This window comes from Rhodohalobacter sulfatireducens (assembly GCF_022012475.1).
Lineage (GTDB): Bacteria > Bacteroidota > Rhodothermia > Balneolales > Balneolaceae > Rhodohalobacter > Rhodohalobacter sulfatireducens.
This window is the reverse complement of sequence record NZ_JAKLWS010000023.1, coordinates 42,851-57,133: the sequence shown is the minus strand read 5'-3', so window position 1 is coordinate 57,133 and position 14,283 is coordinate 42,851. Positions and strand designations below refer to the sequence as shown.

14 protein-coding genes are annotated in these 14,283 nt (G+C 44.8%); all 14 read left to right on the top strand.

Features of this window, described 5'->3' with window-relative positions:
- The first annotated feature begins 4 nt into the window (after positions 1-4).
- The 14 genes from L6773_RS15280 (at position 5) to L6773_RS15215 (ending at position 14,282) form a co-directional block, all read left to right on the top strand.
- Positions 5-952: a tetratricopeptide repeat protein gene (locus tag L6773_RS15280; protein WP_237855310.1), complete on the top strand. Its 948-nt coding sequence runs from the start codon at positions 5-7 to the stop codon at positions 950-952.
- Between the two features lie 255 nt (positions 953-1,207).
- Positions 1,208-1,582 (top strand): helix-turn-helix domain-containing protein, encoded by a 375-nt coding sequence (locus L6773_RS15275; RefSeq protein WP_237855309.1) that lies wholly within the window; start codon positions 1,208-1,210, stop codon positions 1,580-1,582.
- Between the two features lie 206 nt (positions 1,583-1,788).
- The gene (locus L6773_RS15270) at positions 1,789-2,340 is read left to right on the top strand and encodes a Pvc16 family protein (protein WP_237855308.1); all 552 of its coding nucleotides are present in this window, start codon (positions 1,789-1,791) and stop codon (positions 2,338-2,340) included.
- A 10-nt stretch (positions 2,341-2,350) separates the two neighbouring features.
- Positions 2,351-3,139, top strand: coding sequence for a hypothetical protein (locus tag L6773_RS15265; RefSeq protein ID WP_237855307.1), 789 nt, complete (start codon positions 2,351-2,353; stop codon positions 3,137-3,139).
- A gap of 8 nt (positions 3,140-3,147) precedes the next feature.
- A complete protein-coding gene (locus L6773_RS15260) occupies positions 3,148-4,554 on the top strand; it encodes a phage tail sheath family protein (RefSeq protein ID WP_237855306.1) in 1,407 nt (468 codons plus the stop codon).
- Between the two features lie 23 nt (positions 4,555-4,577).
- Positions 4,578-6,347, top strand: coding sequence for a phage tail sheath family protein (locus L6773_RS15255; RefSeq protein WP_237855305.1), 1,770 nt, complete (start codon positions 4,578-4,580; stop codon positions 6,345-6,347).
- Between the two features lie 25 nt (positions 6,348-6,372).
- The gene (locus L6773_RS15250; RefSeq protein WP_237855304.1) at positions 6,373-6,804 is read left to right on the top strand and encodes a phage tail protein; all 432 of its coding nucleotides are present in this window, start codon (positions 6,373-6,375) and stop codon (positions 6,802-6,804) included.
- 3 nt (positions 6,805-6,807) lie between these two features.
- On the top strand, positions 6,808-7,251 hold the full coding sequence (locus L6773_RS15245) for a phage tail protein (protein WP_237855303.1): 444 nt from the start codon (positions 6,808-6,810) through the stop codon (positions 7,249-7,251).
- 12 nt (positions 7,252-7,263) lie between these two features.
- Positions 7,264-7,431 (top strand): DUF5908 family protein, encoded by a 168-nt coding sequence (locus tag L6773_RS15240; protein ID WP_237855302.1) that lies wholly within the window; start codon positions 7,264-7,266, stop codon positions 7,429-7,431.
- Positions 7,432-7,438: 7 nt separating this feature from the next.
- Complete coding sequence (locus L6773_RS15235; protein WP_237855301.1) at positions 7,439-8,122, top strand: CIS tube protein; 684 nt, start codon at positions 7,439-7,441, stop codon at positions 8,120-8,122.
- A 1-nt stretch (position 8,123) separates the two neighbouring features.
- Entirely contained in the window at positions 8,124-9,884 is a 1,761-nt protein-coding gene (gene vgrG, locus L6773_RS15230) for a type VI secretion system tip protein VgrG (RefSeq protein WP_237855300.1), read from the top strand.
- Between the two features lie 582 nt (positions 9,885-10,466).
- Positions 10,467-10,760 (top strand): PAAR domain-containing protein, encoded by a 294-nt coding sequence (locus L6773_RS15225; protein WP_237855299.1) that lies wholly within the window; start codon positions 10,467-10,469, stop codon positions 10,758-10,760.
- 4 nt (positions 10,761-10,764) lie between these two features.
- Complete coding sequence (locus tag L6773_RS15220; protein WP_237855298.1) at positions 10,765-11,193, top strand: GPW/gp25 family protein; 429 nt, start codon at positions 10,765-10,767, stop codon at positions 11,191-11,193.
- Complete coding sequence (locus tag L6773_RS15215) at positions 11,190-14,282, top strand: baseplate J/gp47 family protein (RefSeq protein WP_237855297.1); 3,093 nt, start codon at positions 11,190-11,192, stop codon at positions 14,280-14,282. The genes L6773_RS15220 and L6773_RS15215 overlap by 4 nt, the downstream gene beginning before the upstream one ends.
- The last annotated feature ends 1 nt before the right edge of the window (position 14,283 follow it).

Below are 14,283 nucleotides of genomic sequence, written 5' to 3'. Positions count from 1 at the left end.
ATCAATGAAGCACCTGAGATTATTACACCTGTTATTATTTCCTTTCATAGTATTCATTTCCTGTAGTGAGCGAAATGAACTCCCTCCCGTTCCTGAAGGTATCCAGGGATATTCGCTGTTAGGAGACACACTTGAAACACCGGAAATTACACCGGAAATGTTCGATGAGCAGAATCAGAAATTGGTTGAGGCGGTAACGGCATACAGAACAGATCCGGAGAATGCGGAAGCGGTTATCTGGCTGGGAAGGCGTACGGCTTACCTGGGTCAGTACAGGGAAGCAGTTCGAATTTTTACGGAAGGCGTTTATAAATTTCCCGAAGATCCGAGAGTGTACCGGCACCGGGGGCATCGGTACATTACCCTTCGTCAGTTTGATTTGGCAATTGAAGATTTTGTACAAGCTAAACAGCTGATGAGGTCGATGCCGGACCAGGTTGAACCGGATGGGTTGCCAAACGAGCTGAATCAACCTACAAGCACACTGAAATCGAATGTGTTCTACCACAAGGGTTTGGCTCACTATTTGAAAGGCGAGTTTGATTTGGCGATTGCCGAATATGAAGCATCGCTTCAACTGGATCTTACCGAAGATATGCAAATTGCGCTACTGTATTGGTACTATATGGCATTGAAACGATCCGGAAATGACCTTAAAGCGGGAGAGATCATTGAACCGGTTACTTCAGATATTGAGTTGATTGAGAACGACGCTTACCTAAATTTGCTGCTGGTTTTTAAAGGGGTTTTTGATTCAAGCCGTTTGATGGAAACATCGGAGGATGCTCTTGAAAATGCCACTTTGGGATACGGAATCGGGAACTGGCATTACATTAATGGCCGCGAAGAGCGGGCAATTTCAATCTGGGAAAATATCTATCAAACGGATGAATGGCCTGCGTTTGGGTATATTGCTTCGGAGGCTGAGTTGGCTCGACTTATCGGGGAATAATAACCGGAAATCAACTCGCTTTTTAATTAATTGGTGAACCTGCGGGAGTCCGACAAGTATTCACAGAGTTCGATGGCCTTCCCAATATTCTCGCGGCAATCCTACGAATGAGGATTGAGGGAAAATTATAAATTCACTTTGACATATTTTTTTTAAAAAATTTCGTTGCAAAAGGATCTTTTGTTCATCCTCATAGTATAGAGAAACATTAAACTCTGTACGACTAGGACAACTAACACAAAAAAAGGGATGATGATGGGAGATCAGAAAAAAATATCTGAAGCTGTAGATAAGTTAAAAGCCAATCTCTATGAGACTGCATCTGTTCAGCAGTGGGCAAATCTGATGGGGTATGAGTGTCCCAAATTGTTTGCACGCAAATTTCAGCGCTACTATGAGGTACGGCCAAACAGGTACCTCAAATATCTTCGCCTGAAGTATATCTCTGAAGAACTTCGGAAACGCAGCTATTCGAATTTTGAAGTTGCACGCAAATTTGGAGTTGTTGATGAGATAGCGCTCAACAAGTATATCAACTACCACTTGAAATGCTCACCTACCGAGTTAAAGATGATGAAACAGGCACAAATTGAGGAAAAGCTTGAAAAATTCGGTAGTAAAGTTCGGTAGTAAAGTTAGGTAGTGAACTTCTCCTGATTATTAAAAACATTTAATCAGTGTGGCAGCAAAGTTATCATCCGGTAAGCACATCTTTTTTTGATGCGTGATTCAAATTTCTCAGAGAGTAGGAAAGAGAATTCCGAGATAAGTAGCTCCAACTAAAAATAATGCCTCAGCATCGAGGCAAGAAACAGATCATTCGACCGAGGGAATAGATGATCAAACAAACATTGGAATACCTGACAGAAGAACTTGCATTTGGATTAGGACTGGATATTGCAGACGTAAACCTGGATAATCTCAAAAAATTCCAGGAGGAGAATGCACAGGGATTAATCATTTCTCTACTAAATGTGGAGGAGGAGAGTACTCTCAAAAATTCCCCGCACTTCATTCGAAAAAATAACCAGCTTCTGTACAAAGAGCCTCCTGTTTTTCTGAATTTGAATATCCTAATGGCGTTTGAATTTGTGGACTATGGAACCAGCTTGCAGCGACTTAGTGAAACCGTGGATTTTCTCCAGGGAAAGCGGTGGTTCACCTCAGAAAATGCTCGAGATGACAATCCGTTTCCTAACGGTGTTCATAAATTGATCCTGGACCTCCAGCATTTAAGCTTCGAGCAGATGAATCATATTTGGAGTATCTCCGGTGGTTCGCAATTCCCCTCGCTGCTATACAAAGTTCGGCTTGTGAAAATACAGCCGCAGGACGAGGTCGAAGGACCGGAGATCGATTCTATTCAGCTGGATTCAGGACTCATGTAATCAAAAAAGTATGGGATTCATCATTAAATACAATCGTTTTTTTAGCGTCTCCTTTGAGGAAGAGGGGAGTGATGAGCCTATTGATGGATTCCGGGTTTTTCCAACATATGATTGCCGGCAGAAACTTCAGAACTTCAACCTGGTTTTTAAACCGCGTCCATTCGGGTTTGAGGTTTTCTATTCTGAGTCACCTCTGATCTCAATCAACGAAAGAGTCCGTTTCACATTTGGCTTCGAACTTCCCGATGCCGGCATTTTTAAAAAGTATGGATTAGTTAAAGGGGACGAGACTGATACTTCGGTCTATCAACCCGGGCTTTTCTTTGATAATCTGCAATCCGATGGAACCATCACAACTGCAAGCCCGGCATCGATTGTAGCTTCCGGCTCAGGAATAGATCAGAGGGTTACTGCAGCGGATACGTATCGTGTTCACAGCCGGACATTCAAAGTGTATGACTCCACTGCAGAAACTGTACCGGCGAGCTATCTACTGAGTCATCTATACGAATCAACAGTACAGCAAACCGTAACGGTGAATTCGGGCAGCGGATCCGATACCATTATTACGACGATTAACTCGGTGGACCTGGAAGAGAATTACATTGGTGAATCCGGGCCATACCTGTTGGAGGCCGATACCGATCCCACTCCACCTCACAGGAATGTTTATCTCAATGACGAGCTCGGGCAAAAATCAGCCCAGGGTGTCATCGATATCTATTGGGAAACTGCACAGAACAGCATTGCCAATCCCGAAACGGGACAAAAATATCAAATAACCTTTAAGCCTAAATAACTGGAAATATGGCAAACTATAAAACTCCCGGCGTTTACGTAGAAGAAATTTCACTGTTCCCGCCCTCGGTGGCACAGGTAGAAACGGCAATCCCCGCCTTCATCGGTTACACTGAAGAAGGCCCGACGGAGCCGACCAAAATTAAATCAATGGTAGATTACAGGACCATTTTTGGAGGGCCATCCAAAGAACTGCCGGATTTTACAATTGATGGTTCGGGAAATATCACTGCCGATGCATCAATTCCAACCACCCCGGTTTATAAAATGTATTATATGCTGGAGATCTATTTCTCCAATGGCGGCGGCCCTTGCTATATCCTGTCTGTTGGGGGGTATCAATCCTCACCTGCAGTTACACCCTCTGAACTTTCCGGGGCTTTGAGTCTTTTGAAAAAGGAAGATGAACCAACACTTATTCTGTTCCCCGATGCGCAGAGCATTAGTGATCCAACTGATTACCACGGCCTCTATGTAGATGCAATGATCCAATGTGCAAACCTTGGCGATCGTTTTACCATCTGCGATGTACAACCTGCGGACTCATCAAGTACCGATCCAGTGGGAGATGCCGCACAAACATTCCGTGATAACATTGGAACAAATAACCTGATGTACGGAGCCGCTTACTATCCGAACCTCAAAACAAGTCTTGTCCATCAGTATAACGAAGATGAGCTCACCATCGACAATAATGGGACTTCGATGGTACTTCGCCACAGTGATGTGACGCTTGCCGAGGATTCTTCTAAAGAGGCTGAATCCCTTTTTCATGCCAACAACGGGGCAGATCGAAGCAAATATTACGATATCCGAAAAATGATTGAAGATGTGAAACTGATCCTGCCGCCAAGCGGAGCTGTTGCGGGTGCATATGCACTGGTTGACAGTAACCGGGGGGTATGGAAGTCGCCCGCTAATGTTTCTCTCAATCGTGTGAGTGCTCCCACTGTTTCCATGGAAACGTCCGAGCAGGATGGCCTCAATGTGAGTGATACCGGCAAATCGATCAATGCTATTCGAAAATTCAGCGGAAAAGGAGTATTGATCTGGGGTGCCCGAACACTTGACGGCAACAGTAATGAATGGAGATATGTCTCTGTTCGAAGATTCTTTAACATGGTGGAGGAATCGGTGAAGAAGGCCTCATCAAGATTTGTATTTGAGCCCAATGATGCCAACACCTGGGTGAAGGTAAAAGCGATGATCGAAAACTTCCTGACCCTGCAGTGGCGAGCCGGGGCATTGATGGGAGCCAAAGCTGAAGATGCTTTCTTTGTGAAAGTTGGTCTTGGTGAAACCATGACCCAGGATGATGTACTGAACGGGCGAATGATCGTTGAAATCGGCATGGCGGCTGTTCGTCCGGCTGAATTCATTATTCTCCGCTTTTCACACAAAATGATTGAATCCTAACTGCAATTTTAAATCCTACTATTATGAGTTATAAAACGCCGGGTGTTTATATTGAGGAGGTGTCATTATTGCCTCCCTCAGTGGCCCAAGTTGAAACGGCTATTCCAGCATTTATTGGCTACACGGAAAAAGGTCCCACCGATCCTACGAAAATTTCATCAATGCTGGAATACGATAACCTGTTTGGTGGCCCCAGGACACAATCATTTGAAGTTACGCTGGATGACAACGCTCCATTTCTGCCTCAATCAGTTGCAGCAAGCGGAGGTGAATCACCCTACCTGATGCATCCCATTATGCAGATGTTTTTTGCCAACGGCGGTGGCCCGTGCTATATCGTTTCGGTAGGTGATTATGATGATTCTACCACGACACCCAGCCTTGATGAAGTCTCGGATTACACTGAGCTGGAAGATGGGCTCAAAAAAATTCGGAAGATTGATGAAGTGACACTGATTGTGATTCCGGAGGCGATCCGTTTGGGGGCGAACGAGCAGTATGATCTCTACAAACAAGTGCTGATGCAGTGTGGAGACCTGAAAGATCGGTTTGGTATATTTGATCTTCGGAGTGAGGACACGGATGGCAGTGATTTCCGAACAGGTATCGGAACCAGTTTTTTGAGTTATGGTGCTGCATACTACCCGCATTTGAAGACTTCCATTCGACACGCTACGGCAGACAGTGGCATCACTTTTTCTCACACTGCGACGGATGCTTTCAATGGACTATCACTGGAGAATGTTAAAATCCTGGCAGATCTCCTGAGTTTACAGGATCAGTTTGATTCCGCAAAACAAGCTGTTAATGATGCTGTTTCGACAGCCACGGCTTCGGGTGCGGTGAAAGATGACAAGCTCCGGCAGATTCCAATCGCACTTAGGAATACCTCGAAAGCTATCGATCTCGTCTCGAATGCGCTGGAGATGGTTGAAGATGAATCATTCAGCTCAACAGAATTTGATTCGGCAAATGGCACCTACGACAGCCATAAAGATACGACGTTCAATACCTCGAATAGCAATTCAGAACTCGACACGGTTTTAAATGAATTGGATTCTGCCGTCGGGGATTTAGAAACGGCGATGAATAATATCCTCACTGAGATCAATACAAACCAGACAGGTATAGCAGCCTCTCATAATAGTAACATTGAAACCTATTTTACGAGTGAGTTTACGTCCGCCATGAACAACCTGCTGAACCAGCAGCGTCTGACTCTTCCACCTTCCTCAACTATTGCAGGAATTTATGCCAAAGTGGATGAAGATCGCGGTGTTTGGAAATCCCCTGCAAATGTGAGTGTAAATAATGTTTCGGGTCCCGCGGTAAAAATTACGATGGATGAGAATGATGATTTCAATGTCCATTCATCAGGCAAGTCGATCAATGTAATTCGCACGTTTACAGGTAAAGGTACGCTTGTTTGGGGCGCCAGAACGCTGGACGGCAACAGCAATGAGTGGAGATATGTATCGGTTCGGCGCTTCTTCAATATGGTGGAGGAATCGGTGAAAAAAGCGAGCGAACCTTTTGTATTTGAACCCAATGATGCTAACACCTGGGTGAAAGTAAAAGCGATGATCGAAAACTTCCTGACCCTTCAATGGAGAGCAGGTGCTCTGATGGGAGCCAAGCCGGATGAAGCGTTCTTTGTAAAAGTGGGTCTCGGTGAAACCATGACCCAGGACGATGTACTAAACGGAAGAATGATTGTAGAGATCGGTATGGCTGCGGTACGACCGGCTGAATTCATCATCCTGCGATTCTCACACAAAATGCTTGAATCTTAATTCTCAAAACTAAAACCTAAGAACTATGAGTAATTATCCATTAGTAAAATTTCATTTCAATGTAGAGTGGGGCGGAACCAAAATCGGATTCACGGAAGTTTCGGGTTTAGACGTCGAAACCGAACTCATTGAATACAGGGATGGAGCAAGTCCGGAATTTTCGAAAATCAAAATGCCGGGTATGCAAAAATACAGCAATATCACGCTAAAGCGCGGATCCTTCCAAAGTGACAATGAGTACTTCGAATGGTGGAATACCGTGAAATTAAACACCATAGACCGGCGTGATGTAACTATATCCCTGCTGAATGAGGAGCATGAGCCGCTGATTGTGTGGAAGGTGAAAAATGCATGGCCTCTCAAGGTTCAGTCAACAGATCTGAAATCCGATGGAAATGAGGTGGCGATTGAGACACTGGAATTGGCCCATGAAGGCTTAACGATCGAATACGTATAAAATATGCCTGATCTCTATCCACCTGTCAGTTTTTACTACCTGGTGTCGTTCAACGGCGTTGGGGATAAGACTATCGATACGCGATTTCAGTCCGTTTCAGGTCTCTCAGCTGAAGTGACGACAGAAACCTATAAAGAGGGTGGGGAGAATCGATTCGAGCACATTCTACCGGTGAGATCCAGCTATTCCAATCTTACACTCAAACGAGGCCTCGTAAAGGATTCGGACCTGATCAAATGGTTTACCGATACATTCGATACCATGCAGGTGCAGCCGGTTACACTCGATATCCTTTTGCTGAATGAAGAGGGAGAACCGCTGGTAAGCTGGAATGTTGTGCATGCCTGGCCGAAAAAGTGGAGTGTATCAGATTTTGATGCCGAAAAGAGTTCTATTGCCATCGAAACGCTGGAACTGCACTATCGCACATTTTCAATCAATTCATAACGAAGGAGTTCTATGCCTGTTGTTATCAGAGAATTACATGTAAAGGTAAATGTGGAGGAGGAGAAAAAGGATCGTTCTCAGCGAACGGGCTCTCGTCCCAATCGTATCGACAGCGACGCATTGATTGATGCGTGTGTGGAAAAAGTCGTTGAAATTATGAAGCAGGAAAACCGCAGGTAATAACCTCATGATTGATGAAACACTGAAAATGCTGATCGTTGCTTTTAACGATTCAACGTTTACCACACCGGCGCTTATTCCACCATTCAAAGCTCATGTGAATCCGGAAAGTTATACCCAATCGGTATTTGTGAACTTTTCTGACATGCAGGCTTCCGGTACCAGTGGTGCCGCAAGCAAGCACAGTCATACCGAACCGGAGGTTCTTCAATTTGAATTTTTGTTGGACCGGACAGGAGCGCTTGGGAATTTGGCAACCGGACCTGTCGGTGTAATTCCCGATATCATTCACTTTAAACAACTGACGTTAGATTTTGAAGGTGAAATTCACCGCCCAAGATATCTGAAACTGATATGGGGAACACTGTTATTCGACTGCCAGCTTCAGAGTCTTGATATCGAACATAAAATGTTTAGTCCCCAGGGGCTTCCACTTCGAGCGGTATTAAAGGCCTCTTTTAAAGAGTACATCGAAGAGACAAAAAGAACGATTAAAGAGAATAAAAGTTCACCGGATTTAACACATGTCCGAACGGTTAAAGAAGGTGACACTCTACCACTGATGACACAGCGAATTTATGGCGACTCGAGGTATTACCTGGAGATTGCTCGTATCAACGGAATAACAAATTTCCGAAAACTGGAACCGGGAAGCGAACTCGTATTTCCTCCAATAGAGAAGGTGAAGTGATATGCCCGTTTTACCCACAGATTCACTTTTAAACGGTTTACAATCTCAAGGAGTGGTAACGCTTACCGTCATCGTAAATGGTGAGGAGATACCATCAACTGTTCAGGTCTATTCGGTTGATATCTGGCACGAACTGAATCGAATACCCAGGGCCAAACTTGCCATCCTTGATGGAAATGCTGCCGAAGAGACATTCAGTGTCAGTGAGGATGAGTGGTTTGTACCCGGAAATGAGATTGAAGTTCAGATTGGATATCAGGCTGACGAGAGTACCGTTTTTAAAGGAATAGTAACCGGGCAATCGATTAAAGTACGCTCAAACGGAAATAGTCTTTTGATGGTCGAGTGTGCAGATCCCGCAGTCAAATTGGCCACCAATCCGAAAAGTCGCTATTTCTATGATGTCTCGGAGAGTGACGCTTTTGAAAGAATTATCTCAGAATACAGCGGACTGTCTCCGGAGATCGAATCAACTTCATATGTGCATAAAGAGCTCCTTCAATTTCAGTCTACCGATTGGGATTTTATCCTTTCGAGGACGGATATAAATGGGATGTTTTGCATTGCCGATGGTGGTACAATCGCTATTCAATCCCCTGATTTCGGACAAGAACCCGTTGCTGCAGTGAAGTATGGAAACAATCTCTTAGAGATCGATGCAGAGATTGACGGGACGAATCAGTTTGGGGCTGTCAAAAGTTTTTCATGGGATTATTCATTGTCTGAAACGACCGAAGTTGACGGGGCATCGAAATCGCCGGTAACTCCCGGCAATCTTACTTCAGGTGACCTGTCCAGCTCTTTGGAAAACAGCGAGTGGGCTTTGAGAGCCGGTTCAAAGATTTCAAGTGAAGTTCTGCAAAAATGGGCCGATTCCAAACTGATGAAACACGAGCTTGCCAAGGTGCGCGGCCGGGCCAAAATTCGCGGATTGAATGGCGTGAAACCGGGTACGATTATCGTACTTGATGGAGTTGGAGATCGATTCAACGGAAATGCTTTTGTAAGTGGTGTGAAACATCAACTTTACAAAGGTGAATGGCTGATGGATGTACAGTTTGGCCTCTCGCCGAAGTGGTTCAGTGAAGAGTACAAGATTTCGGAGATTCCGGCAGCCGGCATGCTTCCTTCTGTCAGTGGTTTGCAAATTGGACTGGTCACACAAATTCAGGATGATCCGGATGGAGATGAACGGATCCTAGTCCGGTTACCCATGATTGATACAGAGGAGCAGGGTGTTTGGGCGCGAATAGCAACAGTTGGAGCTGGTGATAACAGAGGATATGTATTTCGCCCGGAAATCGGTGATGAAGTAATTGTTGGATTTATACACGGCGATCCAAACCAACCGATAATCCTCGGTTCACTTCACAGTTCTGCAAGGCCGGCACCGATAGAAGGGAGTGATGATAATCATGAAAAAGGACTGGTGAGCCGTGGTGAGGTGAAGATTATTTTGAATGATGATGATCCGTCATTGCTCCTTGAGATGCCTTCCGGCAAAAAGGTATCCGTCAACGATGCCGACGGAGAGATTTTATTGGAAGACGAAAACGGGAATAAGGTACTCATAAACAGTGATGGAATAAGCTTAGATAGCCCGAAAGACATTACTTTGAATGCCACCGGTGACCTGAATATCGAAGCAACCAATATCAACTTAAAAGCCAATGCCGGGTTCAAAGCCGAGGGTTCGGCTTCCGCAGAAATAAGCTCAACGGGTTCCACAACGGTTAAAGGAAGCATTGTCCAGATAAATTAAGATGTGCAGATAAGATGATAGATTTTGGTTCATTTGAATTCTTCAAAAGTCCCCCTTTGAAGGGGGAATGTGATCACGACGAATGTCGTGAGAACTCGGGGGATGTACACCCCTCGTCCCGAAGAGTCGGGACACTCCCCTCGAGGAGAGATAAAAATGATATGGCACGAGCGAGACCCCGACGGCCCGGGGAAGGCTGCTCAAGCTATTCATTTTGAATCGTGTAGATAAACTAAAATGTAGAAGTAAGATGAAAGATTTTGTTTCAATTTTTAACGACCTGGCAGAGCACGAACGACAGAGAGTTCCTGCCAGAGTCGTGCAGTGTGGTGAAGTTAACTTTAACAGTACAATGCCTTTGATTTCAAACTCTGACAGGACTTTCGCTCCGCTACGGACTCTGTCAGGTTCTCAATTACGCATGAAAAATCCCCCTTTGAAGGGGGAAGTGAGCGGAGCGAGCAGGGGGACGACACCCCTCCCGCCTTAAGGCGGACTCCCCTCAAGGGGAGATCATAAAATTTCGCGAGTGTTTCGCTTGTGCCATCCATATAGAAATCCAACCCAACACTTTATTGTAACATGCCATTAGCAGCCAGAATTAACGATATGCACATTTGCCCGATGGTGAATCCGGGAGGAGCGCCTCATGTGGGCGGCCCCGTTCTGCCACCGGGAGCGCCGACTGTGATGATAGAAGGTGTACCAGCAGCCCGAATGGGAGATATGGCAACCTGTTCCGGCCCGCCGGACACCATTATACAGGGATCTGGAACTGTAATGATCGAAGGTATGCCGGCTGCCAGAATGGGAGACATGACTTCCCACGGCGGACAGATAGTAGCAGGAAGTCCAACAGTGATGATAGGAGGTTGAGAAGATGAATAACCAGGAAGGAAAAGAGTTTTTGGGACGGGGGTGGGGATTCCCACCGTCGTTTGATAAGGCCGAACGAAAAGCGGAGATGACCAACAGCCAAGAAGATATTGAGAGAAGTCTCGAAATACTGCTCGGCACACGCAAAGGAGAACGTGTGATGCGTCCTGATTACGGTTGCAACCTTGATGAGATGGTATTTGAGTCGTTCAATCTCTCGATGAAAACCTACCTGGCTGATATGGTGGAAACGGCAATCTTATACCACGAACCGCGCATTGAACCGCTTGAGATCAATATTGATGATTCATTTATCTATGAAGGCCGCCTGATGATTGAGATCGACTATATGATCCGGGCCACTAATTCACGCTTTAACATGGTGTACCCGTTCTACCTCGAAGAGGGCACTGAAATTCAATCCCGCTCATGAGTGATAACTGTCAACATAAAAACCCGCTGAAACACCAGGGAAGTTCTCAAGGTGACCGTCTTCTGAGTGCATTGCTGCCGGAGAATGTGGAACTGCATGGGTTGACTGAGGAGGATTGGCTGAAGTTCGCGTATGATTATGCGCAACTGGTTAACTATTATCCCTCAGATGACCCAACGAGTACAAAAGGAGACTGGCAAACTTTTTTCGAGTCGAGTGATGATGTTTCATCATTAATAAATCGATATGGTGAGGGAGATGTTGAGCCGCATATGGCGCTGTTCATGAGCTTTTTAAAGTTGCTTTCCTATCCGCAAGAGAGCTTGAATGAAATTCCCAAACGGCACCTGGATTTTTATTACAACGAGGTGCTACAGCTCGAGAAAAAGCCGTTTCAGCCGGATCAAGTTCATGTTTTATTTGAACTGGCAAAAAACGCTAAAGATGAACTGGTTGATATTGATGTTTTACTGAAAGCAGGCAAGGATAGTGAAGGAAATCCTCGGCAGTACAAAACTCTCAATTCCCTCGTTGTGAACCAGGGAAAAGTTGCATCATTAAAATCTGTTTTTGTTGATAAGGAAGATGAGGGAACTGAGATTTTAAGGTATGCCCCTATGGCCAACTCCAAAGATGGAATTGAAGAAGAACTGGATGATGGAGAGAGCTGGATGGCGTTTGGGAACAGCAAATGGCCGAGAGCAGATCTTGGTTTTTATATCTGCTCAAAACTGCTGCTGATGGCAGAGGGGCGGCGCTTTATAAACTTGAAATTCAACCTGTCGGAACTTCCGGGCATCCAGGATGCAAATTATAAGGCATTCGTTACAACAGAAAAGGAGTGGTTGAGTGTACCCGTCGTGGATATTGAAACCACCAATTCGGATTTCGATATGATCCTAAAAATTGAGATTCCGTCGGACCTGGATCCAATTGTTACATACGATGAGGAGGTTCATAGTGAAGGTTTACCGGTAAAAGAACCTGTTCTTAAAATTATGTTTGAAAAAAAGACGACCGAAGAATTAACGGAACCGGTTGATTATAACTTTGTAAAGGATATATCCATTGAAAAAATGGAGCTGGAAGTACAGGCCGAACTTACGGAATCCCTTCAATTGCAAAATGAACTTGGTAATGTAGATCCGTCAAAACCATTTATGCCGTTTGGTTCCCGGCCAAAAGTGGGGTCAAAGCTCGAGATCGTTTCACCCGAAATGTATAACAAACCGATTTCAAAATTTGACCTGAATATGCAATGGTTGAATACCCCAGCCAGTTTTAGCCAGCATTACGAACACTACCAGGATGCTATTCAGAAGCAGAAGGCACTCTATTCCGATTACTCTGAAATGATCGCGTCGTATACTTATGTTTGGCTTCTTCCACAATTCGTGATCATGAACGGTTCTTCGGGAACTGGAGGGGGTGATGAAGTACCGCCGGATACGATGAAAGATGACTTTAAAGTAAAAATTGAGTCTCCGTACAACCCGGATCCTTCCGGTGATGATCCATACAGAGGTCAACTTTTTAGTGAGCCACCACAGGTAGAAATTAATATCTCCGAAAATCCGGTTAAGGTATCGAATGGAGAGATTGATATGATTCTAACAGAATCATTCTATCACGACTTGTATTCCGAGATCTATGTAAATGCAGTTTTAAAGGCTCAGAATTCCGACTCTTCAAGCGGAGGTGGAAATGGTAACGGAAATGGGAATGGATCAGAAGAGCCATCGGTAGATCTGCCTAATGAGCCTTACACACCACTTCTGGATAAGCTTACACTTACATACACAGCAAAAGAGTCTGTTGTATTTGGTCATCAGGAGGAAAGTGAATCCTCAACCATTATGTTTCATCGGCATCCATTTGGTATCAAAAAAGTGGATAAAAATGAACAGACATTGGTACCTACCTACAAGAATAATGAACTGTATATCGGGCTCGAAAACCAATCTGCCGGAAGTAATATCAGTTTGTTGTTCCAGGTGGCGGAGGGAAGTGAAAATCCCGCTCACAGTACTTTCGAAGAGGGAGATATTGACTGGTGGGAGCTTTCGCAGAATAGATGGCAGGAAGTTAAGCCTTCTGATTTTGCAAGAAATCAAACCAACAATTTTCTGCGATCGGGTATTGCTGAGTTGCCGATTTCAAAATCAGCTACCAAAGAGAATACACTGTTGGATACCGGATTGTACTGGTTGAGAGTTCGCCTCAAAAAAGAGGAGGATGCTGTCAGCCGGTTCATCAATGTGCATGCCCAGGCTAGTGAAGCCATTTTCTACGACCAGGAAAATTCTACAGATCACCTGGATGATGGCCTGCCGTCCAAAACAATCGGTCAGCTTGTAAACCCCAGGGCTCAAATTAAGTCCGTTGCCCAGCCATATGCCAGTTTTGGCGGGAAACCGGAAGAATCAGATGATTCATACTATAGGCGTGTAAGTGAACGACTTCGTCATAAAGAAAGAGCCGTGAGTATTTGGGACTATGAGCACCTGGTTCTCCAGGAATTTCCATCTCTTTACAAAGTAAAATGCCTGAATCACACCCGACTGGATGAAACCTGTTTGAATGAGATGAGTCCCGGCGATGTAACACTGGTTCTAATTCCAAAAATCACGGAAGGAAATACAGAGCATCGCCTGAAACCGAAAGTAAGCCAGGATTTTAAAGACCAGGTAGAGGAATATGTTCGACAGAAAAATTCAATGCACGCAAGTATCAAAGCAGCCGATGCTATCTATGAGTTAGTTCGGTTTGAGTTTAAGATTCAATTTCACACGGGTCTGGATTTCAACTACTATCAAAATCAAACCCGTGAAGATCTGAAACGCCTGTTAGCCCCCTGGGTGTTTGACCTGGATGCGGCAATCGAGTTTGGAGGGTCGTTTTCGGAATACCAGGTCGTAAACTACCTGGAGAACCTGGAATATGTCGACTATATCTCCGATTTCGCGTTGTTTCATCAACCCTTTGGCGGAGATTTTACGCGGAAAACCATGGTAGAGCCATCAAATTCTATGGCCATTTTGGTGCCGTCCGAAAATAACGATATCACACAAGCAGAAAAATGTGAATGAG

Coding starts and splice junctions, on each gene's coding strand:
- L6773_RS15280 (WP_237855310.1), top strand. CDS start 5: ATGAAGCACCTGAGATTATTACACCTGTTATTATTTCCTTTCATAGTA.
- L6773_RS15275 (WP_237855309.1), top strand. CDS start 1,208: ATGGGAGATCAGAAAAAAATATCTGAAGCTGTAGATAAGTTAAAAGCC.
- L6773_RS15270 (WP_237855308.1), top strand. CDS start 1,789: ATGATCAAACAAACATTGGAATACCTGACAGAAGAACTTGCATTTGGA.
- L6773_RS15265 (WP_237855307.1), top strand. CDS start 2,351: ATGGGATTCATCATTAAATACAATCGTTTTTTTAGCGTCTCCTTTGAG.
- L6773_RS15260 (WP_237855306.1), top strand. CDS start 3,148: ATGGCAAACTATAAAACTCCCGGCGTTTACGTAGAAGAAATTTCACTG.
- L6773_RS15255 (WP_237855305.1), top strand. CDS start 4,578: ATGAGTTATAAAACGCCGGGTGTTTATATTGAGGAGGTGTCATTATTG.
- L6773_RS15250 (WP_237855304.1), top strand. CDS start 6,373: ATGAGTAATTATCCATTAGTAAAATTTCATTTCAATGTAGAGTGGGGC.
- L6773_RS15245 (WP_237855303.1), top strand. CDS start 6,808: ATGCCTGATCTCTATCCACCTGTCAGTTTTTACTACCTGGTGTCGTTC.
- L6773_RS15240 (WP_237855302.1), top strand. CDS start 7,264: ATGCCTGTTGTTATCAGAGAATTACATGTAAAGGTAAATGTGGAGGAG.
- L6773_RS15235 (WP_237855301.1), top strand. CDS start 7,439: ATGATTGATGAAACACTGAAAATGCTGATCGTTGCTTTTAACGATTCA.
- vgrG (WP_237855300.1), top strand. CDS start 8,124: ATGCCCGTTTTACCCACAGATTCACTTTTAAACGGTTTACAATCTCAA.
- L6773_RS15225 (WP_237855299.1), top strand. CDS start 10,467: ATGCCATTAGCAGCCAGAATTAACGATATGCACATTTGCCCGATGGTG.
- L6773_RS15220 (WP_237855298.1), top strand. CDS start 10,765: ATGAATAACCAGGAAGGAAAAGAGTTTTTGGGACGGGGGTGGGGATTC.
- L6773_RS15215 (WP_237855297.1), top strand. CDS start 11,190: ATGAGTGATAACTGTCAACATAAAAACCCGCTGAAACACCAGGGAAGT.